The sequence below is a fragment of the Telluria sp. Soil_C_11 genome, from assembly GCF_057657395.1.
The window spans coordinates 246,551-267,419 of sequence record NZ_JBDGIN010000004.1 but is presented as its reverse complement, the minus strand read 5'-3'; the positions used below and the strand labels follow the sequence as shown (position 1 = coordinate 267,419).

The window sequence follows — 20,869 nt, the reverse complement described above, 5'->3', positions numbered from 1 at the left end:
TTCCTGGTCGTCGTGTCGGTAGTACGAGCATACGCCAAAAAGAAAACACCGCCCGGAGGCGGTGCTTCGCACGCGACAGGCGCAGCAGCGATTACTGCATGTGCTGGCCGCCGTTGATGGCGATGTTGGCGCCGGTCACGAACGCGGCCTCGTCCGAGGACAGGTAGGCGACCAGGCCGGCCACTTCTTCCGGCTTGCCCAGGCGGCCCATCGGGATCTGCGGGATGATTTTCGTCTCCAGCACGTCGCTCGGGATGTCGGTGACCATCTTGGTGCCGATATAGCCCGGCGAGATGGTATTCACGGTCACGCCCTTGCGCGCCACTTCCAGCGCCAGCGCCTTGCTGAAGCCGTGGATGCCGGCCTTGGCCGCCGAATAGTTGGTCTGGCCGAACGCGCCCTTCGAACCGTTCACCGACGAGATGTTGATGATCCGGCCCCAGCCGCGCTCGACCATGCCGTCGCAGACCGGCTTGGTCATGTTGAACACGGAATCCAGGTTGGTCCTGATCACCGCATCCCAGTTCACCTTGTCCATCTTCTTGAAGGTCATGTCGCGCGTGATGCCGGCGTTGTTCACCAGCACGTCCACCGGGCCGACTTCCTGCGTCACCCGGTTCACGCAAGCCTGGGCCGACTCGTAGTCGGCCACATCGCACTCGTACGCCTTGAAGTCATGGCCCTGTTCACGCATCGCGGCAATCCAGCCTTCCGCCTTCTTGCTGCCCGGGGAATACGTCGTCACGACCGTATAGCCCAGCGCGGCCAGCTTGATGCAGATTGCTTCGCCGAGGCCACCCATGCCGCCGGTCACTAATGCCACTCTAGCCATTGTCTTCTCCTAGTTTTACGAACCTGTCAAAACCGCTTGTTGTCGTTGGTATTGCCTGTTGCTCCTGCTCTCAGCGCTCGACCGCCAGCGCCACGCCCATGCCGCCGCCGATGCAGAGGCTGGCCAGCCCCTTCTTGGCGTCGCGGCGGACCATTTCGTGCAGCAGGGTCACCAGCACGCGCGCGCCCGAGGCGCCGATCGGGTGGCCCAGCGCGATCGCGCCGCCGTTGACGTTGATCTTCGAGGTGTCCCAGCCCATCTGCTTGTTGACGGCGACGGCCTGGGCGGCGAACGCCTCGTTAATCTCCATCAGGTCGACCTCTTCGTGGGTCCAGCCGGCCTTTTCCAGGCAAGCGCGCGCGGCCGGGACCGGACCCATGCCCATGATGGTCGGGTCCAGGCCCGACAGCGAGTAAGCCTTGATGCGGGCGATCGGGGCCAGGCCCAGCTGCTGCGCCTTCGACGCCGACATCAGGATCACGGCGGCGGCGCCGTCGTTCAGGCCGGACGCGTTACCGGCGGTCACGCTGCCTTCCTTGTTGAAGGCCGGACGCAGGCTGGCCAAGCCTTCCAGGGTGGCGCCATGCTTCGGATACTCGTCGGTATCGAAGATGGTGGTGCCCTTCTTGGAGGCGATCTCGACCGGGATGATCTCGTCCTTGAACCTGCCGGCCTTCATGGCGGCCTCGGCCTTGAGCTGGGACTGCAGCGCGAATTCGTCCTGCTCGGCGCGCGAGACCTCGAACTTGCGGGCCACGTTCTCGGCGGTCACGCCCATGTGGTACTGGTTGTACACGTCCCACAGGCCGTCGACGATCATGGTGTCCGTCATCTTGACGTCGCCCATGCGGAAGCCTTCGCGCGAGCCGTTTAGCACGTGCGGGGAGGCGCTCATGTTTTCCTGGCCGCCGGCGATGACGATCTCGGCGTCGCCGCACTTGATGGCCTGGGCCGCCAGGTGGACCGCGCGCAGGCCGCTGCCGCAGACCACGTTCAGGGTCGAGGCCGGCACGCTGTCCGGCAGGCCCGCCTTGATCACGGCCTGGCGCGCCGGATTCTGGCCGACGCCGGCGGTCAGCACCTGGCCCATGATGACTTCACTGACGGTGGCCGGATCGATGCCGGTTTTGGCCATCAGCTGCTTGATGACCTGCGCGCCCAATTCCGTGGCAGGAATCTTCGAGAGGGTGCCGCCGAATTTGCCGATGGCGGTGCGGCCAGCGGCCACGATGACGACGTCTTCCATTTCAATCTCCCTAGAATGAAGCTTTTGGCCGGAAAGCCAACAATTTTAGATACCTACCTAATAACTAGTTTAAGCAAAATCAATCTTATCAGTTTATGTATGAATCAGAACTGACAAAACGGTCAATTGTGTTATTGCAGAGCGTTCTTATTGTTCAGTTTTTTATCTATGGAAATAGTCATTGCTTCTTATTACGAGCGCATGACAAGCCATCTTAAACCCTTTACCTTTCAAGGAAATTTCACAGTAGAATGCTCGGGCTAGTGCCAACCAGAACGTTTTATGCCCAAAAACCCGAGTTCCTTGCCCATCGAAATCAAGATTTCCACGGTCGTGGCCATTTCGACCATCCTGCATTCGGCCGATCCGATCGCGATCGATGCCGCGCTCAAGCAGATGACCGGGGGGGTGTCGGACTTTTTCGAGGATGAATTCGCCGTCATCGACGTCGCCGGCATCGCCGACGAGGCTGCGCAGGTCGATTGGCCGGCGCTGGTGGCCCTGCTGAAGAATTACCGCCTGAACGCGGTCGCGGTGCGCGGCGCCCCGGCCGCGCTGCACGATGCGATCCGCGGCCACGGCCTGTTCCTGGACGACGGTTCCAGCGGAGCACGGTCGGCCGTCCCCGCAGCGCGCGAGGAAACCCCGGCTGCTCCGGCCCCGGCTCCCGCACCGGCGCCGGCCCCCGCTCCGGCGCCGGCCGCGCCGGTCCAGGCCATGATCATCGATACCCCGGTTCGCGCCGGCCAGCGCATCTACGCGCGCGGCACCGACCTGATCATCACCGCGGTGGTGAACAACGGCGCCGAGATCATCGCCGACGGCAGCATCCATGTGTATGCGCCGCTGCACGGCCGCGCCCTGGCCGGCGCCTCGGGCAACGCCGAGGCGCGCATCTTCGGGCTGTCGATGCAGCCGGAACTGGTGTCGATCGCGGGCGTTTACCGCACGTTCGACGAAGGTTTTCCGGCCGAACTGGCGCGCCAGCCGGCACAAATCCGTTTGGTTGGCGACCGAATCGATATATCATCGCTGAGTTCAGCCAGCCGCACCTGAGCGCCTGGGCGTTCCAGCACTGACCAGATACTGAATAGGACCTTTAATTTTCATGGCAAGAATTATCGTTGTAACGTCCGGTAAGGGCGGTGTGGGCAAGACCACCTCGAGCGCGAGCTTTGCGACCGGCCTGGCGCTGCGCGGCCACAAGACCGCCGTCATCGATTTCGACGTCGGCCTGCGCAACCTCGACCTGATCATGGGCTGCGAACGCCGCGTGGTGTACGACCTGATCAACGTGGTCAACAAGGAAGCGACGCTGACCCAGGCCCTGATCAAGGACAAGCACTGCGAAAACCTGTTCATCCTGCCGGCCTCGCAGACCCGCGACAAGGACGCCCTGACCGAAGACGGCGTCGAGCGCGTGCTCAACGACCTGGTCAAGATGGACTTCGAATTCATCATCTGCGACTCGCCGGCCGGCATCGAGCACGGCGCGCTGATGGCCCTGACCTTCGCCGACGAGGCGATCATCGTCACCAACCCGGAAGTCTCGTCGGTGCGCGACTCCGACCGCATCCTCGGCATCCTGCAGGCGAAATCGCGCCGCGCCCAGAGCGGCGGCGAACCGGTCAAGGAACACCTCCTGATCACGCGCTATTCGCCGCGCCGCGTGGAAAACGACGAAATGCTGTCCTACCAGGACGTGCAGGAAATCCTGCGCATCCCGATGATCGGCATCATTCCGGAATCGGAAGCGGTGCTGCACGCATCGAACCAGGGCAACCCGGCGATCCACTTCAAGGAGACCGACGTGGCCCAGGCCTACCAGGACGTGGTGGGACGCTTCCTCGGCGAAGAGATCCCGCTGCGCTTCACCAACTACGAAAAGCCCGGCCTGCTGCAGCGTTTATTCGGAGCAAAGTGACATGCCCCTGCTCTCATTCCTGTTTCCGAAGAATCAGAAAAGCGCCACGGCGGCCAAGGAAAGGCTGCAGATCATCATCGCCCGCGAGCGCGGCGGCCGCGGCGGCCCGGATTTCCTGCCGGCCCTGCACCGCGAGCTGATCGAAGTGATCTCGAAGTACACCAAGGTCAACGCGGACGACATCAAGATCTCGCTGGACCGCCAGGGCAACCTGGAAGTCCTCGACGTCAACGTCGTCCTGCCGGACGCCTGAGCGGCCCGGACCCGGATGCGGCCCGCCCGGCCGCATTCAGGCCGGCTGCACCTTGTCCGCGGCCTGCCCTACCTCCTGCGCTACCCTGGCGCAGGCTTCCACGTGCTGGTAGCCCATCTGGCGAAACAGCGCGAACCCGATCGCCGCGGAAGCGATCTGCCCCGCCAGCGGCACGATCCTGGTGGCCGACTTGGCCGCCAGCTTCGCTCCCGACTTCTGTAATAGTTTCAGCACCAGTTCCCTGGTCACGATCTTGCCCACCAGCGTTCCGCCCAGCGCCGCCATGGCCTGGTAAGTGGCGACCCGCATGTGCGGCTGCAGCGCGTCGATCTGCGCGGGGGTCAGACCGAAGTCCTTGTTGATGTCCTCGACCATCGAGGCGAAGCTGGTGAGATCGGCCACCATGTCGATGCCGGGGACCGGGACCGCCGAGATGCCCGCGGAAATCGCCGCGCGTTTGCGCACCAGCGCCCGGCAGCGCTCACGCACGCGCCCGATGTCGCCGCTCGACATCGGCAGCAGCGCCAGCGCGTCGCCGTGCGTCTTTTTCTTGAAGATCCTCTTCAGCATTGCCTTCCCCGGTTGATGTTCGTAAGGACAGTGTAGCCCGCTCCTTGTTGACATGTAGGCACGGCTGTGACGTTATTCCCCAACGAAAATGTAAATTTATCAGAAGCATGTGTAGCTTTGATTTTAAAAAGTCTGCTATATTCGGAAATAAGTTGTAGGAGTGCTCCTACAGCAACATTAGTAGTAGTCCCACCCCGCCGAGATCGCTTCATCATGAGAATTGCAGTACTGGACAACGATACCTCCCAGGCCGACCTGATCTGCCAGGTGCTGACCGGCGCCGGACACCAGTGCCACGCCTTCGACAACGGCAAGGAATTGCTGGGACAACTGCGCAAGGACAGCACCGACCTGCTGATCCTCGACTGGCAGGTCAATGACGTGCCGGGCGCCGAACTGCTGCGCCGCGCCAAGGAGAAGATGGCGCCGAACACCCCGACCATGTTCCTGGCCGGCAGTGCTTCGGAAGACGACATCGTTTCCGGCGTGACCGCCGGCGCCGACGATTACCTGGTCAAGCCGCTGCGCCGCGGCGAGCTGGTGGCGCGGGTGCAGGCCCTGCTGCGCCGGGCTTACCCGTCGCAGAACGGCGCCGAGCAGCTGCAGTTCGGGCCCTACACCTTCGAAACCCGCCCGGGCCGCCTGACCATGGCCGGCGAGCAGATCGACGTCACGCACAAGGAATTCAACCTGGCGCTGCTGTTCTTCCGCAACCTCGGCCGTCCTCTGTCGCGCGCCTACATCCACGAGTCGATCTGGGTGCGTGAAACCGCCGTGCCTTCGCGCACCATGGACACCCACGTCTCGCGCGTGCGCAACAAGCTGCGCCTGCGTCCGGAGAACGGTTTCCGCCTGGTGCCGGTGTACAGCTACGGCTACCGGCTGGAGAAGCTGGGAGGCTGAAGGCTCCCCGTGAAACCCTGCACGCATCAGGGTATAATGGGCGCGCTGCCCATTTTTTGACCACCCATGCAACTGCTCGCCGTCGGCCTGAACCACACCACCGCACCGGTCTCGCTGCGCGAGCAACTGGCGCTGGCGCCCGAGCAGCTGGGATCGGCGGTGCAGGCGGCGCGCGGCTGGTTTTCCCGCCTCGACACGCAAACGAGCAGCCGCGGCGAGCACGAAGCGGCCCTGCTCTCGACCTGCAACCGCACCGAGATGTACGCCGCCAGCGACGTCGCTGATCCGCTCGACGCCTCCGCGCGCTTCCTGGCCGATTATCACGGGCTGAATTTTTCCGAACTGCGTCCGCACCTGTACATGCTGCCCCAGCATGACGCCGTGCGCCACGCCTTCCGCGTCGCTTCCGGCCTCGACTCGATGGTCCTCGGCGAAGCGCAGATCCTGGGCCAGCTGAAGGACGCGGTGCGCGTGGCCGACCAAGCCGGCGGACTGGGCACCTACCTGCACCAGCTGTTCCAGCGCAGCTTCGCGGTGGCCAAGGAAGTGCGCAGCACCACCGAGATCGGCGCCCACAGCGTGTCGATGGCCGCCGCCGCGGTCCGCCTGTCGGAGCGCATCTTCGATTCCGTCAGCGCGCAGAACGTGCTGTTCATCGGCGCCGGCGAGATGATCGAGCTGTGCGCCACCCACTTCGCGGCCCAGCAGCCGAAATCGATCACGATCGCCAACCGCACCCTCGAGCGCGGAGAGAGCCTGGCCGCGCGCTTTGCCGGCCGCGCGATCCGCCTGGCCGACCTGCCCGAGCTGCTGCCCCAGTTCGACATCGTGATCTCCTCGACCGCCTCGACCCTGCCGCTGATCGGCAAGGGCCTGGTCGAACGCGCGATCAAGGCGCGCCGCCACCGCCCGATGTTCATGGTCGACCTGGCGGTCCCGCGCGACATCGAACCCGAAGCCGGTAAACTCGACGACGTGTTCCTGTACACGGTCGACGACCTCGCCGACGTGGTCCGCACCGGCGTCGAACACCGCCAGGCGGCCGTGGCCCAGGCCGAAGCCATCATCGAGACCCGCGTGCAGTCCTTCATGCACTGGATCGGCGACCGCGCCGTGGTGCCGGTGATCCGCGACCTGCACGAGTCCAGCGAAAGCCTGCGCCTGGCCGAGCTGGAACGCGCGAAAAAACTGCTGGCCAGGGGCGAAGACGTCGACGCCGTGCTGGATGCGCTGTCGAAGGGGCTCACCGCGAAATTCCTGCACGGCCCGCAACAGGCCCTGCACCGCGCCCAGGGCGACGAACGCGCGCGCCTGGCCGCCCTGCTGCCGCAGCTGTTCCGCGGCCGCCGTTAGCGTCCGCTTCCTGTTTTTCGCGCGGTCGCTGCGTGGCCGCGCCCGTACCTGCCGCCGTCCTGCGGCATCCCTGTCCTCTTCACTATTCCGAACGCTATGAAACCATCCATGCTCTTCAAGCTGGACCAGCTGGCCAACCGCCTCGTCGAACTGGACGAACTGCTGGCGCTTGAGGCCGCCACCTCGAACATGGAAAGCTTCCGCAAGATGAGCCGGGAGCACGCCGAACTGGGCCCGCTGGTGGCCGTCTACCACCAGTACCAGACCGCCCAGGGCGACATCGTCGCGGCCCAGGAGATGCTGCTTGACCCGGAGATGAAGGAATTCGCCCAGGACGAGATCGAGGCCGCCAGGGCGCGCCTGCTCGAGCTCGACCTGGAACTGCAGAAGATGCTGCTGCCGAAGGACGAAAACGACGAGCGCAACATTTTCCTCGAGATCCGCGCCGGCACCGGCGGCGACGAATCGGCCCTGTTCGCCGGCGACCTGCTGCGCATGTACACCCGCTATGCGGAGCGCAACCGCTGGCAGGTCGAGGTGGTGTCGGAATCGCCGTCCGACCTGGGCGGCTACCGCGAAGTCATCGTGCGCATCATCGGCAACGGCGTGTACTCGAAGCTGAAGTTCGAGTCCGGCGGCCACCGCGTGCAGCGGGTGCCGGCCACCGAGACCCAGGGCCGGATCCACACCTCGGCCTGCACTGTCGCGGTGATGCCGGAAGCGGACGAGGTCGAGGACGTGCAGATCAACCCGGCCGACCTGCGCATCGACACCTACCGCGCTTCCGGCGCCGGCGGCCAGCACATCAACAAGACCGACTCCGCGGTGCGCATCACCCACCTGCCGACCGGGATCGTGGTCGAGTGCCAGGACGACCGCAGCCAGCACAAGAACAAGGCCCAGGCCATGAAAGTGCTGGCCGCGCGCATCAAGGACGTGCAGCTGCGCGAACAGCAGAGCAAGGAAGCGGCCACGCGTAAAAGCCTGATCGGTTCGGGCGACCGCAGCGAACGCATCCGCACCTACAATTTCCCGCAAGGCCGCCTGACCGACCACCGCATCAACCTGACGCTCTATAAACTCGACATGATCATGGACGGCGACCTGAACGAGCTGACCAGCGCCCTGTCGGCCGAGCACCAGGCCGAGCTGCTGGCCGCGCTGGGCGACTGATCTTGCTCAAACCGGGGTCAGACTCCCGATTTTGGCAAGAGCTCGCCGGATATTTCCAAAAATCGGAGTCTGACCCCGGTTTGATTCAGGCCAAGTTAAGTCTCGCCGTGCGAAAATCGCAAGATTGCCACCACAGGAAGTTTTTATGCCCACGTCCCGCAACGCCCTGCTCCTGATCGCCGCCGTCAGCATCGCCCTGGTCGGCGCCGCCCTCTATCTCCAGCACGCCAGGGACATGCTGCCCTGCCCGCTGTGCGTGATCCAGCGCTACCTGTTCCTGGGCATCGCGGTCTTCAGCCTGGTCGGCGCGTTCGCCGACAAGATCAAGGCGCTGGGCGCGCTGGCCCTGCTGTGCGCGTTGGGCGGGCTGGGCGTGGTGGCCAAGCACCTGTACGTGCTGGCCCACCCGGGCTTCTCGTGCGGGATCGACCCGATGGAAACCGCATTGAACAAGATCCCGACCGCGACCCTGCTGCCCTGGCTGTTCCGCGCCGACGGCCTGTGCGAAGCGGCCCAGGACACGGTGCTGGGCCTGAACGTGCCGCAGTGGTCGGCCGTCTGGTTCGCCATCCTGACCGCCGCCCTGGTCTGGGTGCTGGCGCGCCGCGCCCGCTGATGCGCATCGCAGCATGATGATCCAGCCCGGCGCCAGCCTGCGCGAACTGCAGGCCAGCCTGCCCCTCGATCCGCTGGAAAACCGCATCCTGCTGTGCCATGCGACCGGGCTGTCGCGCGTGCAGCTGATCACCCGCGCCGAGCAGGCCGTCGATGAAGAGCAGGCGGCGCGCCTGCAGGCACTGGTGCAGCGCCGCCTGGCCGGCGAACCGATCGCCTACATCGTCGGCAAGAGGGAGTTCTTCGGCCTCGACTTCGAAGTCAGCGAGGCCGTGCTGATCCCGCGCCCGGACACGGAACTGATCGTGGAGCTGGCCATCGGACGCCTGCCGCCGCACGGCCGCCTGCTCGACATGGGCACCGGCAGCGGCGCGATCGCCGTCGCCGTCGCGCACACGCGCCCGGACGCCGCCGTGACCGCCCTCGACCTGAGCGACGCGGCCCTCGAGGTCGCGCGCCGCAATGCCGCGAACAACGGCGCCCGCGTACGCTTCCTGCGCAGCGACTGGTTCGGCGCGCTCGACGCCAACGAGACCTTCGAGCTGATCGCTTCGAACCCGCCCTACATCGCGGCCGGCGACGAACACCTGGCCCAGGGCGACCTGCGCTTCGAACCCGCCGGCGCCCTGACCGACCACGCGGACGGCCTGTCGGCCCTGCGCGCCATCGTCGCCGGCGCTGCGGCCCACCTCGTGCCCGGCGGCTGGCTGCTGATGGAGCATGGCTACGACCAGGCAGCAAGCGTGCGCGCGCTGCTGGATGCCGGCGGCTACACGGAGGTGCAGAGCTGGCGCGACCTGGCCGGGATCGAGCGTGTCAGCGGCGCCAGGATCGCGGCCTGAGACCAAGCCTGCGCGCGCCTTCGGGCCTGTTTGTTACAATGGCCCGCTCACTTTCCGGAGCCCTGCGATGCCTCGACTGTCCGCGCCCCGGCTGTTCGCGGCCCGGCTGACCCTTCCCCTGTTCACCGCCACCCTGCTGGCCGCCGCGATCCTGCTGGCGCCTCCGCGCGCCGGCGCCGCGGACGTCGCCGCCGGCAGCGCCAGGGAACAGGCGCGCGCCCTGTTCGAACGCGACTGGCAGTGGCGCCTGAAGCACCAGCCGGAATTCGCCACCGCGGTCGGCGACCACCGCTACGACGGGCAGCTTTCCGATACCTCGCTGGCCGGCGCCGCCCGCACCCTGGAGCACGACCTGCACATGCTGGAACTGGCGCGCCAGCTCGACCGCAGCCAGCTTGGTGGCCAATCAAACGGCCAGGACCTGCTGTCGCTCGATTTATTCATCGCCGACAAGGAACGGCGGCTGGCGCAGGCCGGCTTCGTGACCTTCGACCCGCAGCCGATCACGGCGCGCGACGGCATCCACATCCGCCTGCCGCAGCTGGCCGCGCAGATGCCCTTCGTCACCGAAGACAATTACCGCGCCTGGATCGCCCGCCTGAACGCGGCGCCGCGCCACATCGAGGGCATCATCGAGCAGCTGCGCGAAGGGATGCGCACCGGCTGGACCGCGCCGAAGGTGGCGATGGCCGGCCTGCCGGCCCAGCTGCGCGCGCTGCGCGAACACCTGGGCGACGGTCCGCTGTCCGAACCCTTCCGCCGGATGCCCGCGACGATCCCGCAGGAAGCGCGCGCCAGGCTGGCGCTCGACGGCCAGGCCGCTGTCGCCGGGCTGGCGCCCAGCCTGCAGCAGCTCGAGGACTTCGTGCGCAACGAGTACCTGCCGGCCGCGCGGCCGACCATCGCGGCTTCCAGTCTGCCCGGCGGGGCCGCCTGGTATGCCTTCCTGGTCAAGAGCGCCACCACCACCAACCTGACCCCGGCCGAGATCCACGACCTGGGACTGGAGGAAGTGGCGCGCATCCGCGCCGAGATCGCGGCGCTGGTCCCGCGCACCGGCTTTCGCGGCAGCCTCGCGCAATTCATCGCCTTCGCGCGCAGCGATCCGCGCCTGTTCTTCTCGGACGCCGACGCGCTGCTGAACCGCTACCGGCGCACCATCGCGCGCGCCACCAGCCGCCTGCCGCGGCTGTTCGATGCGATCCCGCCGGACGAACTCGCGGTCAAGCCGGCGCAGGCCGCCGGCGCCGAGGGCCAGGGCGCGGCCTATTACGAGGCCGGCAGCCCGGACCGCGCGGCGGCGCTGGTGATCAACACCGCGCGCCTGAACACCCGGCCGATGTGGGAGATCGAGACGCTCGCCCTGCACGAAGGCGTGCCGGGCCACCACCTGCAGGTCGCGCGCGCCCAGGCGAATGCCGCGCTGCCGGCGTTCCGGCGCTACGGCTGGTACGGCGCCTACGGCGAAGGCTGGGCCCTGTACGCAGAGAGCCTGGGGCCGAAACTGGGCCTGCTGCGCGACCCCTTCCCGCGCTTCGGCTACCTGGCCGACGAACTGCTGCGCGCGGCGCGGCTGGTGGCCGACACCGGCATCCACGCGAAGGGCTGGTCGCGCCAGCAGGCGCTCGACTACCTGAACGCGAACACCGCGAATCCGCCCGCCGACAACGAGGTCGAGGTCGACCGCTACATCGTCCGGCCGGCTGAAGCGCTGGGCTACAAGCTCGGCCAGCTGCGCATCGCGTCGCTGCGGCTCGAAGCCCAGGACGCGCTTGGCGAACGCTTCGACATCCGCGCCTTCCACGACGCCGTGCTGGACAACGGCGCCCTGCCGCTGGACGTGCTGGCACGCCAGGTCAGGCGCTGGATCGCGGCGCAGACGCCAGTTCCGGCGCCCGCTCCGGCCCCTGTTCCGGCCCCTGTTCCGGCACCTGCGCCGGCGCCTGCGCCATCGTCGCCGGCACGTGCCCCGGTCACGAATCCTTAATAAAACAGCCATATCCTGCGGAATCGGGGGGTCCCCGGCGCGCTTGCCGTTTTTCGGTTACTCTCTGCACCTCATCGGCAGAAGGCGTTTCAAAATGGCCATGGCTAGGCGCGGCGACGAAGACAGTGCGCCTGCACGGCGAGGCGCTGCAACGACGCCATGGCCATTTTGAAACGGCTTCAAGAAAGGAAAAACCGTGTCGAACCAACTGAACAAGCGCCTGGCCCTGCTGGACGACGATGCCCATCGCGGCCTGCTGCTGCAGGGCCTGCGCGGCATCGAGCGCGAGACCTTGCGCGTCGACGGCCAAGGCCACCTGGCACGCACGCCGCATCCGGTGCAACTCGGCTCGGCCCTGACCCATCCGCAGATCACGACCGATTACGCGGAAACCCTGCTCGAATTCATCACCCCGGCCGAGCACGACATCGGCCTGGCGATCCACCGCCTGGACGCGATCCACCGCTACGCCTACAGCAAGCTGGGCGACGAGATGCTGTGGAGCCAGTCGATGCCGTGCGACTTGCCATCGGAAGACGAGATCGAGATCGCCTGGTACGGCAGCTCGAACATCGGCATGCTCAAGCACGTCTACCGGCGTGGCCTGGCGCTGCGCTACGGCAAGGCCATGCAATGCATCGCCGGCATCCACTACAACTACTCGCTGCCGGAACAGCTGTGGACCCTCATCGCCCAGAGCGAAGGCATCCTGGAAGAACGCCGCACCGCACTGCGCGACTTCCAGTCCGAGAGCTATATCGCGATGATCCGCAACTTCCGCCGCTACAGCTGGCTGCTGATGTACCTGTTCGGCGCCTCGCCGGCGCTGGCCAGGGGCTTCCTGCGCGGCCGCCCGCACCAGCTCGAGACGCTGTCCGACGACACCCTCTACCTGCCCTACGCGACCAGCCTGCGCATGAGCGACCTGGGCTACCAGAACGACGCCCAGTCCGGCCTGCGCCCGCACGAGAACAGCCTGGAAAGCTATGTCACCTCGCTGATGGACGCGGTCAACCGCCCCTACCCGCCCTACGCCGAAATCGGCACCAAGAAGGATGGCGAGTGGGTCCAGCTGTCGACCAACATCCTGCAGATCGAGAACGAATACTATTCGACGATCCGCCCGAAGCGCGTGATCCGCACCGGCGAGCGCCCGGTGCAGGCGCTGTGCAACCGCGGCGTGCAGTACATCGAGGTGCGCTGCCTGGACGTCGATCCCTTCGAACCGGTCGGCATCGCGCTGGAAACCGGCCGCTTCCTGGACGCCTTCCTGCTGTTCTGCGCACTCGAGGAAAGCCCGAAGATCAATGCGATGGAGGGGCAGATCCACGCGCGCAACTTCGCGCGCACCGTGAAGGAAGGGCGCCGCCCCGGCCTGACCCTGACCCGCGATGACCAGGAAGTGCCGCTTTCGGACTGGGCGCTGGAGCTGATCGAGCGCATCCGCCCGCTGGCCGAGCTGCTGGACCAGGAACACAACTACAAGGGCGCGCACGTCGAGTCGCTGGAAGCGCAAAAGGCCAAGGTGCTGGACCCGGCGCTGACGCCTTCGCACAAAGTGCTGGAAGCCGTGCGCGAACTCGGCTCCTTCGCCAGGTTCGGCCTGCAGCAGAGCGAACTGCACGCACAGGCCTTCCGCGCCGACGCGCTGATGCCGGCGGAAGTGGCCGTGTTCGACGAGATGGCGCAGGCCTCGCTGGCCGAGCAGGCGCAGGTCGAGCGGACGGACACCGGCAGCTTCGACGATTTTGTGGCGGCTTATAACAGCAGTACACTGTGCTGTAATAGCCAATAGCCGTCGTACCCGCGCAGGCGGGTACCCAAGTTCCGCTTGCGTTACCTGGACGCTGACAAACTTGGATCCCCGCCTGCGCGGGGACGACGTTTGAAGCCAGTGGCCGAGTTTTCAACGCGCGAGAACACCTTGCTCACCTTTTACAACGAACACCACGCCCAGCACCACGCCCGCCACGAAATCTTCCGCGGCGAACGTGTCCCGTGTTCGGAAAAGCCCGAGCGGGCCGACCTCGTCGTCGCGGAACTGGGCCGGCGCGGCCTGGGCCGGATCGTCACGCCGCACGGCGTGCCGCTGGTCTCGCTGGAGCGGGTGCACACCCCGCGCTACCTGCACTTCCTGCGCAGCGCCTGGAGCGAGTGGCTGCAGCTCGACCCGCGCAATGCGGAGCGGGACGCCCTGCCTTCGGTGTGGCCGATCCGCGGCATGCGCCACGACGTCGAGCCGGACAACTTCACCGCCCGCCTCGGCCTGTACTCGATGGACGACGGCAGCCCGCTGACCGCCGGCACCTGGGTCGCGGCCAAGACCGGGGCCGACTGCGCCGTCAACGCGGCCCACGCGCTGCGCCTGGGTGAGCGCGGCAGCTTTGCGCTGACCCGTCCGCCCGGCCACCACGCGGGCGCGGACTACTTCGGCGGCTACTGCTTCCTGAACAATGCCGCGCTGGCGGCCCAGCACCTGCTGGACGACGGCCTGCAGCGCGTCGCCATCCTCGACGTCGACTACCACCACGGCAACGGCACCCAAAGCATTTTCTATCACCGCAAGGACGTGCTGTTCGCCTCGATCCACGCCGATCCGCGCCAGGATTACCCCTTCTATCTCGGCCACGCCGACGAGCTGGGGGAAGGCGAAGGCCTGGGCTACAACATGAACCTGCCGCTGCCGCACGGCGCCAGCGCCGCCCAGTGGTTCGCGGCGCTGGAGTCGGCCTGCCTCAAGATGGCGATGTTCGCCCCGCAGGCGCTGGTGGTGTCGCTGGGCGTCGACGGTTTCGGCGGCGACCCGCGCTCGCACTTCCATCTCTCCAGCGCGGACTTCCTGCGCATCGGAGAACGCATCGGCTACCTCGGCCTGCCCACCGTGTTCGTGTTCGAAGGCGGTTCGGTGGTGCCGGAACTGGGCGTCAACGTGGTCAACGTGCTCGAAGGCTTCGAGACGGCGGCCTGATTCAACTATTGTTTACCTGAACAAACAAATGATTACTTGGCAATGGAGCGGCTTCGCCGACCTGACGGTCGCGCAGCTGTATGCAATGCTGGCGCTGCGCCAGGAAGTGTTCGTGCTCGAGCAGGCCTGCCTGTACCCGGACATCGACGGCCTCGACCCGGGCGCCCACCACCTGCTCGGCTGGCGCGACGTCGACGGCAAGCCCGAACTGGCGGCCCACCTGCGCTGCCTGGCGCCGGGCGCCAAATACCAGGAGATGTCGATCGGCCGCGTGGTCACCAGCCCGGCCGCGCGCGGAACCGGCCTCGGACGCGAACTGGTGGCGCAGGGCCTGGCGCTGGCGAAAAATCTGCATCCGGGCCACGCGATCCGCATCGGCGCCCAGGCCCACCTGGAAGCCTTCTACGCCAGCTTCGGCTTCGTCACCGTGTCCGAGCCCTACGACGAAGACGGCATCCTGCACATCGACATGGTGCTGGCTGCCGCCTGAAGCGGCTCACTTGAGCAGGCCGCGCTTGGTCGGGTCCGGCATCCGGATCGCGACGATGCAGGCGATCGCGCACATGATGCTGACGTACCAGTAGAAATTCGGTTCGTGGCCGGCCTTCTTGAACCACAGGGCCACGTATTCCGCCGAACCGCCGAAGATGGCGTTCGCGATCGCATACGAAAAGCCGACCCCCAGCGCGCGCACCTCGACCGGGAACATCTCGGCCTTGATCAGGCCGCCGATCGAGGAATACAGGCTGACGATCGCCAGCGCGCAGGTGATCAGCACGCCCGCCATCACCGGGCTCTGGACGCCGCGCAGCGTGGTCATGATCGGCACCGTGAAGATCGCGGCCAGCGCGCCGAAGGCGATCATCGAGGTGCGCCGGCCGATGCGGTCCGACAGCGCGCCGAAGACCGGCTGCAGCAGCATGTAGATCAGCAGGCAGACGGTCATGACCCGGCTCGCGGTGGTGGCGCTCATGCCCACCGTGTTGACCAGGTATTTCTGCATGTAGGTGGTGAAGGCGTAGAAGATCAGCGAGCCGCCCGCGGTAAAACCGAGCACGGTGATGAAAGCGGCGCGGTGGTGCTTGAGCAGCGAACCGAGGCTGCCCGCGGCCTCGCTCTTGCGCTCCGACTCCTTGGTGGTCTCGTGCAGCGAACGGCGCAGGTAGAGCGAGACCAGGGCCGAGCAGGCGCCGACCACGAAGGGTATTCTCCAGCCCCAGGCCACCAGCTCCTCGTGCGACAGGAACAGCTGCAGGATGCCCAGCACCAGCAGGGCCGCCAGCTGGCCGCCGATCAGGGTCACGTACTGGAACGAGGCGAAAAAGCCTTTGCGGCCCGGCTCGGCCACCTCGCTCATGTAGGTGGCGCTGGTGCCGTATTCCCCGCCCACCGACAGGCCCTGGAACAGGCGCGCCACCAGCAGCAGCGCCGGCGCGGCCGTGCCGATCGTGGCATAGGTCGGCAGCGCGGCGATGAGCAGCGAGCCGCCGCACATCATCAGCACCGAGATCATCATCGCGTTGCGGCGGCCGTAGCGGTCGGCGATGCGGCCGAACAGCCAGCCGCCCACCGGGCGCATCAGGAAGCCGGCCGCGAAGATGCCGGCCGTGTTCAGCAGCTGGGTGGTGGGATTATCTTTCGGGAAGAACGCAGACGAGAAATACAGCGCGCAGAACGAGTAGATGTAGAAGTCGAACCATTCGACCAGGTTGCCCGACGACGCGCCGACGATGGCGAAGACCCGCTGGCGCGAGGTGAGGTGTTCGATCGCGTGGGGGTCGGCCGCGCCTGTCCCGCCTGCCGCATTTGCCGTATTCATCGTTGCCATTGCTTTCCTCCGGGTGGTCATCGAAAACCGCGGCAGCACTGGACGACTTCCCGGAAGAATCCGCCAGGGCCAGCGCGGCCAGGCAGGCTTAGCATAGTGACTATTCGCGAATCGTGGCGCGCAGCAGGCTTGGCCGCCGCCCGGAACGCTCAGAAGGTGATGACGAAGCGCGCCCCGTGCCCGACCGGGCGCGCATGGCGCACCGTGCCGCCGTTCCCGTGCACCAGGTGGCGCACCATCGCCAGGCCGATCCCGCCGCCCTGTTTCTTGGTCGTGAAGAAGGGGGTGAAGATATGCCCCGCCAGGCCTTCCGGTACGCCGGGACCGTCGTCGCTGACCTCGATGCGCAGCCGCGCGCCCCTGACCAGCCGGGCCGCGACCCAGGCATGGCCCGGCTTTTCACCATTGCCGGTGGCCTCGAAGGCGTTCTTGAGCAGGTTGATCAGGGCCTGCTCGAGCTGGCCGGGGTCGGCCATCAGTTCCAGCGACGCCGGCTCGACCGAGAAGTGGACCTCGCCGCCGCGCGCGCGCCAGGCCGGGCCGACCAGCGCGGCGAGCCGCTCGAACAGGGCATCCAGCCGCACCCGCTCCGGCCGCGCGGCCGGCACGTTCGACAGGCTGCGGTAGCTGGCCACGAAATCGACCAGGCTGTCGGCGCGGCGCCGGATCGCGTCCAGCGCCGTGGCCAGGTCAAGGCCGACGTCTTCCGGCAGCGCACCGCGGAATTCGCCCAGCAATCCATACGCCGTGTGCGACAGCGACGCCACCGGGGTCAGCGAATTCATGATCTCGTGGGTCAGCACGTGCACCAGCTGGCGCCACGCGTGCAGGGCCTCGGCTTCGAGCTCGCTCTCGACCGGCATCAGGGCCGCCAGGCGCTGGGCCCGGCCCTGCAGCGTGATCGACGACACCGCCAGCAGCGCGCGCTCGGTGCCGCGCTCGGTCTCGAAATCGATCAGGGCGCGCCGTTCGCCCGGCTGTGCTGCCAACTGGCGGTACAGGTCGGCCGGATCGCTGGCGCGGCCCGGCGCGACCAGCTTGCGCGCATTGCCGTTCAGGGGCGCGACCTGGCCCTCGCCGCCGGCGCCGTCGATGCGGAACAGGGCCACCGGCGTGTGCTCCAGCCGGGCCTCCAGCGCCAGCGCATTGTCGACCAGGGCCTGCTGCTCGATCGGCAGCCCGGCTTGCGCCGCGAGCGGCGCACGCTGCAGGGCCGCCAGCCGGTCCAGGTTGCGCCACAGGCTGGCCACCAGCGGCAGCGCGGCGAGCCCGCACAGCACGGCCAGGCGCGGCGACTCGTGCACCACGCCCGCGCCGAAGGCCAGCAGGGCAACGCCGGCCACGGCCAGCATGGCGCCGGCCTTCAGGCGCCGCTCAGATGCCATGCTTCCCCAGCTTGCGGTACAGCGCGGCGCGGCTCAGGCCGAGCATGCGCGCCGCGAGGCTGATGTTGCCCTTGGCCTTGTCGAGGGCGGCGGCGATGGTCTCGCGTTCGAGCGCACCGAGCCGGAATTCGCCGTCCGCGCCTTCCATCGCCGCGGCGCCGGAAACCGCGCGCACCGGCGTGTCGAGCGCCGCCGGCGCCGCCATCGCCAGGCCGAAATCCTCGTAGCGGTACTCGTCCTGGGACGCCAGGATCACGGCGCGCTCGCAGGCGTGGCGCAGGGCGCGCACATTGCCCGGCCACGACCACGCGCACAGGCGCTCCAGCGCGCTGGGCGCCAGTTCGCGCACCGGCCTGCGGTACTGGGTCTCGTACAGCGACAGGTAATGGTGCAGCAGGCCGGGCACGTCGTCCTTCCGTTCGCGCAGCGGCGGCACCCGGATCACGATGGTATTCAGGCGGAACAGCAGGTCGGGCCGGAACACGGCCGGGTCGAACAGGCGCTGTTCATCCAGGTTGGTCGCGCTGACGATGCGCACGTCGATCGCCTCGGGACGGTCGGCGCCGATCGGCGTGACTTCGCGCCGCTCCAGGGCGGTCAACAGCTTGGCCTGGCTTGCCAGGGGCATGTTGCCGATCTCGTCGAGGAACAGGGTGCCGCCGCGCGCCGCCTGGAAGCGCCCGGCGCGGTCGCTGCGTGCGTCCGTGAAGGATCCCTTGCGGTGGCCGAACAGCTCGCTCTCGAAGGTCGATTCGGGCAGCGCGCCCATGTCGACGGCCAGGAAGGTCGCATCGAAGCGGGCGGACGCCGCGTGGATCGCGCGCGCCACCAGTTCCTTGCCGACCCCGTTCTCGCCCAGCACCATCACGTTGGCTTCGGTGGGGGCGACGCTGGCGATCATCGATTTCACCTCCCGCATCGCACTCGAATCGCCCATCAGGCCGCAGGCCGCGGGGGCGCCGCCACGCGCCTCGCGCCGCGCCAGCGCGCCGTCGACGGCGGCAACCAGGCGCGCATTGTCCCAGGGCTTGGTGATGAAATCGCCGGCCCCGCGCTTCAGCGCCTCGACCGCGAGCGGCACGTCGGCGTAGGCGGTCAGGGCGATCACGGCGGGCGGATGCGCCAGCGCGCGCAAGCGGTCGAGTACCGCCAGGCCCTCGGCGCCGTCGATGCGTCCGGGCGTGAAGTTCAGGTCGAGCAGCACCACGTCGGGCACTTCGGCCGCCAGCAGGGCCGGCAGGCGCGCGGGATCGTCGAGCGTCGCCACCCGGCCATGGCGCCGCCGCAGCAGCATCTGGGCGGCGCAGGCGACGTCGGTGTCGTCGTCGAGGATCAGGATGTGGGTGGTGGCGGCCATGGCGGTAGAGAGTGATCGAACCGTCGTTCCCGCGCAGGCGGGAACCCAAGTTGGATGCGCTATCGAGATGCATGCAGAACTTGGGTCCCCGCCTGCGCGGGGACGACGGTTAATCTTGCCATTCTAGCAGCGCAATCCACCCGCGGCGACCAATGCGGAGGGCCACCCGGCCGCCTGTCCGCTTATGACCATGCATAGGTGTCCGCTTCCGGACAGGTGAACGGCGGACACCCGGACAAACCGCGCAAAAGCGGCAAAAAAGCGGGCTGGCACGGCCCTTGCAAAAGGGATCACATCGTTCATCGTTCAGAGAAAAGCATCGCCATGGATCACATTCCTCCTCCCGCCGTCACCGGCGCCGCCATGGACACCGTCGTCCCCCGGCGGCGCGGCCGGCTGCTGGCGCGCATCGGCGTCGCCGTCGCCGTGACGGCGGCGCTGGCCTGGGCCGGCTGGCAATTCGTACCGCACGGCCTGCAGGTGGCCGCGCGCGACGTGCGCCTGGCCAGGGTCGAGCAGGGCGTGTTCCGCGACGACATCGTCGTGCGCGCCACCGCCGAACCGCTCAATTCGATCATCCTCGACTCGGTCGAATCCGGCCGCGTCGAAGAAGTGTTCGCGAAGGACGGCCAGGCCGTCAGGAAGGGAGACCTGCTGTTCCGGCTGTCGAACCCGCAGCGCAACCTGGAGCTGCTGGCGCGCCAGACCGAGTACTCGCAGCAGATCTTCAACGCCGCCAACCTGCGGGTCGCGCAGGAAGCCGTGCGCACCGACCACCAGCGCCGCCGGTCCGACCTCGAGTTCGCGCTCAGCCAGGCCGACAAGCAGCATGCGCGCAACAAGCGCTTGGCCGCCCAGGGCTTCATTTCCGCGGTGGCGCTGGAAGAGTCGGCGGACAAGCTGGCGCAGGCGAAGCGCGCGCTGGACGAGGAAAAGCGCGCCGTCGCCACCGAGGAACAGGTGCGCGGGCGCGCGCTGGACCAGATGGACAGCGCCCTGCACGGCTTGCAATCGGGCCTGAAGCTGGTCAGCGCCACCGTCGATGCGCTCGCCGTGCGCGCCCCGGCCGACGGCGTCCTGACCGACTTCCGCATGCTGGTCGGCCAGACCGTGCGCCCGGACCAGCACATCGGCCGCATCGACGACCCGCAGCACTTCAAGCTCAGCGCCCAGGTCGACGAGTTCTACCTCAGCCGCCTGACGGTCGGCCGGCCCGGCAGCGTGACCCAGGACGGCAAGACCTATGCGCTGAAGGTCGCCACCGTCTACCCGCAGATCAAGGAAGGCCGCTTCACCGCCGAGATGGTGTTCCTGGGCGCCCAGCCGGAGGTGATCAGCCCGGGCCAGAGCATGGACACCCAGCTGACCCTGGGCGACCCGGCCAAGGCCATGCTGCTGCCGAACGGCGCCTTCGTGAACGACACCGGCGGCACCTGGGTGTTCGTGCTCGGGCGCGACGGCGAAAGCGTCGAGAAGCGCGCGGTCAAGCTCGGGCGGCGCAACAACGCCCAGGTCGAGGTGCTGTCCGGCCTGGCCCCCGGCGAGCAGGTCATCGTGTCCAGCTATGCCCCGTTCGGCAAGGCCGAGCGGCTGCAATTGACGAAATAATCCACCATCCAGACAGGGAATCGAA

19 protein-coding genes are annotated in these 20,869 nt (G+C 67.3%); 13 read left to right on the top strand and 6 right to left on the bottom strand.

The window, feature by feature from the left end:
• Nucleotides 1-91: 91 nt before the first annotated feature.
• The gene (gene phbB / locus AC3A6M_RS09285; protein ID WP_487852433.1) at nucleotides 92-832 is read right to left on the bottom strand and encodes an acetoacetyl-CoA reductase; all 741 of its coding nucleotides are present in this window, start codon (nucleotides 830-832) and stop codon (nucleotides 92-94) included.
• Nucleotides 833-902: 70 nt separating this feature from the next.
• Nucleotides 903-2,078, bottom strand: coding sequence for an acetyl-CoA C-acetyltransferase (locus tag AC3A6M_RS09280; protein ID WP_487852432.1), 1,176 nt, complete (start codon nucleotides 2,076-2,078; stop codon nucleotides 903-905).
• A 282-nt stretch (nucleotides 2,079-2,360) separates the two neighbouring features.
• Here AC3A6M_RS09280 and minC point away from each other — a divergent pair, with 282 nt between their 5' ends.
• From minC to minE, 3 genes are read left to right on the top strand one after another with little or no spacing between them, the layout of a single operon-like run.
• The gene (gene minC / locus AC3A6M_RS09275; RefSeq protein WP_487852431.1) at nucleotides 2,361-3,134 is read left to right on the top strand and encodes a septum site-determining protein MinC; all 774 of its coding nucleotides are present in this window, start codon (nucleotides 2,361-2,363) and stop codon (nucleotides 3,132-3,134) included.
• A 52-nt stretch (nucleotides 3,135-3,186) separates the two neighbouring features.
• On the top strand, nucleotides 3,187-4,002 hold the full coding sequence (gene minD / locus AC3A6M_RS09270; protein WP_487852430.1) for a septum site-determining protein MinD: 816 nt from the start codon (nucleotides 3,187-3,189) through the stop codon (nucleotides 4,000-4,002).
• Between the two features lies 1 nt (nucleotide 4,003).
• Nucleotides 4,004-4,255, top strand: coding sequence for a cell division topological specificity factor MinE (gene minE / locus AC3A6M_RS09265; protein WP_487852429.1), 252 nt, complete (start codon nucleotides 4,004-4,006; stop codon nucleotides 4,253-4,255).
• A gap of 36 nt (nucleotides 4,256-4,291) precedes the next feature.
• On the opposite strand, the gene AC3A6M_RS09260 is transcribed toward minE, so the two are convergent.
• Nucleotides 4,292-4,825, bottom strand: a complete 534-nt coding sequence (locus AC3A6M_RS09260) for a hypothetical protein (RefSeq protein WP_487852428.1) — start codon at nucleotides 4,823-4,825, stop codon at nucleotides 4,292-4,294.
• A gap of 213 nt (nucleotides 4,826-5,038) precedes the next feature.
• On the opposite strand from AC3A6M_RS09260, the gene AC3A6M_RS09255 reads away from it, so the two are divergent.
• The 9 genes from AC3A6M_RS09255 to AC3A6M_RS09215 all read left to right on the top strand — a co-directional run bounded on the left by AC3A6M_RS09255 (nucleotide 5,039) and on the right by AC3A6M_RS09215 (nucleotide 15,156).
• Nucleotides 5,039-5,728, top strand: coding sequence for a response regulator transcription factor (locus AC3A6M_RS09255; protein WP_487852427.1), 690 nt, complete (start codon nucleotides 5,039-5,041; stop codon nucleotides 5,726-5,728).
• Between the two features lie 66 nt (nucleotides 5,729-5,794).
• On the top strand, nucleotides 5,795-7,081 hold the full coding sequence (hemA, locus tag AC3A6M_RS09250; protein WP_487852426.1) for a glutamyl-tRNA reductase: 1,287 nt from the start codon (nucleotides 5,795-5,797) through the stop codon (nucleotides 7,079-7,081).
• A gap of 96 nt (nucleotides 7,082-7,177) precedes the next feature.
• The gene (prfA, locus tag AC3A6M_RS09245) at nucleotides 7,178-8,254 is read left to right on the top strand and encodes a peptide chain release factor 1 (RefSeq protein ID WP_487852425.1); all 1,077 of its coding nucleotides are present in this window, start codon (nucleotides 7,178-7,180) and stop codon (nucleotides 8,252-8,254) included.
• Between the two features lie 145 nt (nucleotides 8,255-8,399).
• Nucleotides 8,400-8,870: a disulfide bond formation protein B gene (locus AC3A6M_RS09240; protein WP_487852424.1), complete on the top strand. Its 471-nt coding sequence runs from the start codon at nucleotides 8,400-8,402 to the stop codon at nucleotides 8,868-8,870.
• A gap of 16 nt (nucleotides 8,871-8,886) precedes the next feature.
• Nucleotides 8,887-9,711, top strand: a complete 825-nt coding sequence (gene prmC / locus AC3A6M_RS09235) for a peptide chain release factor N(5)-glutamine methyltransferase (protein WP_487852613.1) — start codon at nucleotides 8,887-8,889, stop codon at nucleotides 9,709-9,711.
• 67 nt (nucleotides 9,712-9,778) lie between these two features.
• Nucleotides 9,779-11,698, top strand: coding sequence for a DUF885 domain-containing protein (locus tag AC3A6M_RS09230; protein ID WP_487852423.1), 1,920 nt, complete (start codon nucleotides 9,779-9,781; stop codon nucleotides 11,696-11,698).
• A gap of 196 nt (nucleotides 11,699-11,894) precedes the next feature.
• A complete protein-coding gene (gene gshA / locus AC3A6M_RS09225) occupies nucleotides 11,895-13,493 on the top strand; it encodes a glutamate--cysteine ligase (RefSeq protein ID WP_487852422.1) in 1,599 nt (532 codons plus the stop codon).
• A 129-nt stretch (nucleotides 13,494-13,622) separates the two neighbouring features.
• Entirely contained in the window at nucleotides 13,623-14,666 is a 1,044-nt protein-coding gene (locus AC3A6M_RS09220) for a histone deacetylase family protein (protein ID WP_487852421.1), read from the top strand.
• A 28-nt stretch (nucleotides 14,667-14,694) separates the two neighbouring features.
• Nucleotides 14,695-15,156, top strand: a complete 462-nt coding sequence (locus AC3A6M_RS09215; RefSeq protein ID WP_487852420.1) for a GNAT family N-acetyltransferase — start codon at nucleotides 14,695-14,697, stop codon at nucleotides 15,154-15,156.
• Between the two features lie 6 nt (nucleotides 15,157-15,162).
• Here AC3A6M_RS09215 and AC3A6M_RS09210 read toward each other — a convergent pair whose 3' ends face one another.
• From AC3A6M_RS09210 to AC3A6M_RS09200, 3 genes are all read right to left on the bottom strand, one after another.
• Entirely contained in the window at nucleotides 15,163-16,485 is a 1,323-nt protein-coding gene (locus tag AC3A6M_RS09210; protein WP_487852419.1) for an MFS family transporter, read from the bottom strand.
• A gap of 158 nt (nucleotides 16,486-16,643) precedes the next feature.
• Nucleotides 16,644-17,879, bottom strand: coding sequence for a sensor histidine kinase (locus AC3A6M_RS09205; RefSeq protein ID WP_487852418.1), 1,236 nt, complete (start codon nucleotides 17,877-17,879; stop codon nucleotides 16,644-16,646).
• Nucleotides 17,869-19,236: a sigma-54-dependent transcriptional regulator gene (locus AC3A6M_RS09200; RefSeq protein WP_487852417.1), complete on the bottom strand. Its 1,368-nt coding sequence runs from the start codon at nucleotides 19,234-19,236 to the stop codon at nucleotides 17,869-17,871. The genes AC3A6M_RS09205 and AC3A6M_RS09200 overlap by 11 nt, the downstream gene beginning before the upstream one ends.
• 324 nt (nucleotides 19,237-19,560) lie before the next feature.
• Here AC3A6M_RS09200 and AC3A6M_RS09195 point away from each other — a divergent pair, with 324 nt between their 5' ends.
• The gene (locus tag AC3A6M_RS09195) at nucleotides 19,561-20,844 is read left to right on the top strand and encodes an efflux RND transporter periplasmic adaptor subunit (protein WP_487852416.1); all 1,284 of its coding nucleotides are present in this window, start codon (nucleotides 19,561-19,563) and stop codon (nucleotides 20,842-20,844) included.
• Nucleotides 20,845-20,869 lie beyond the last annotated feature (25 nt).

Bases quoted from the DNA above. Each gene is read 5' to 3' on its own strand.
- AC3A6M_RS09215 (WP_487852420.1), top strand. From the start codon at position 14,695: ATGATTACTTGGCAATGGAGCGGCTTCGCCGACCTGACGGTCGCGCAG.
- AC3A6M_RS09230 (WP_487852423.1), top strand. From the start codon at position 9,779: ATGCCTCGACTGTCCGCGCCCCGGCTGTTCGCGGCCCGGCTGACCCTT.
- AC3A6M_RS09210 (WP_487852419.1), bottom strand. From the start codon at position 16,485: ATGAATACGGCAAATGCGGCAGGCGGGACAGGCGCGGCCGACCCCCAC.
- AC3A6M_RS09240 (WP_487852424.1), top strand. From the start codon at position 8,400: ATGCCCACGTCCCGCAACGCCCTGCTCCTGATCGCCGCCGTCAGCATC.
- hemA (WP_487852426.1), top strand. From the start codon at position 5,795: ATGCAACTGCTCGCCGTCGGCCTGAACCACACCACCGCACCGGTCTCG.
- AC3A6M_RS09260 (WP_487852428.1), bottom strand. From the start codon at position 4,825: ATGCTGAAGAGGATCTTCAAGAAAAAGACGCACGGCGACGCGCTGGCG.
- phbB (WP_487852433.1), bottom strand. From the start codon at position 832: ATGGCTAGAGTGGCATTAGTGACCGGCGGCATGGGTGGCCTCGGCGAA.
- AC3A6M_RS09195 (WP_487852416.1), top strand. From the start codon at position 19,561: ATGGATCACATTCCTCCTCCCGCCGTCACCGGCGCCGCCATGGACACC.
- prfA (WP_487852425.1), top strand. From the start codon at position 7,178: ATGAAACCATCCATGCTCTTCAAGCTGGACCAGCTGGCCAACCGCCTC.
- minE (WP_487852429.1), top strand. From the start codon at position 4,004: ATGCCCCTGCTCTCATTCCTGTTTCCGAAGAATCAGAAAAGCGCCACG.
- minD (WP_487852430.1), top strand. From the start codon at position 3,187: ATGGCAAGAATTATCGTTGTAACGTCCGGTAAGGGCGGTGTGGGCAAG.
- AC3A6M_RS09280 (WP_487852432.1), bottom strand. From the start codon at position 2,078: ATGGAAGACGTCGTCATCGTGGCCGCTGGCCGCACCGCCATCGGCAAA.
- AC3A6M_RS09200 (WP_487852417.1), bottom strand. From the start codon at position 19,236: ATGGCCGCCACCACCCACATCCTGATCCTCGACGACGACACCGACGTC.
- minC (WP_487852431.1), top strand. From the start codon at position 2,361: ATGCCCAAAAACCCGAGTTCCTTGCCCATCGAAATCAAGATTTCCACG.
- AC3A6M_RS09255 (WP_487852427.1), top strand. From the start codon at position 5,039: ATGAGAATTGCAGTACTGGACAACGATACCTCCCAGGCCGACCTGATC.
- AC3A6M_RS09205 (WP_487852418.1), bottom strand. From the start codon at position 17,879: ATGGCATCTGAGCGGCGCCTGAAGGCCGGCGCCATGCTGGCCGTGGCC.
- prmC (WP_487852613.1), top strand. From the start codon at position 8,887: ATGATCCAGCCCGGCGCCAGCCTGCGCGAACTGCAGGCCAGCCTGCCC.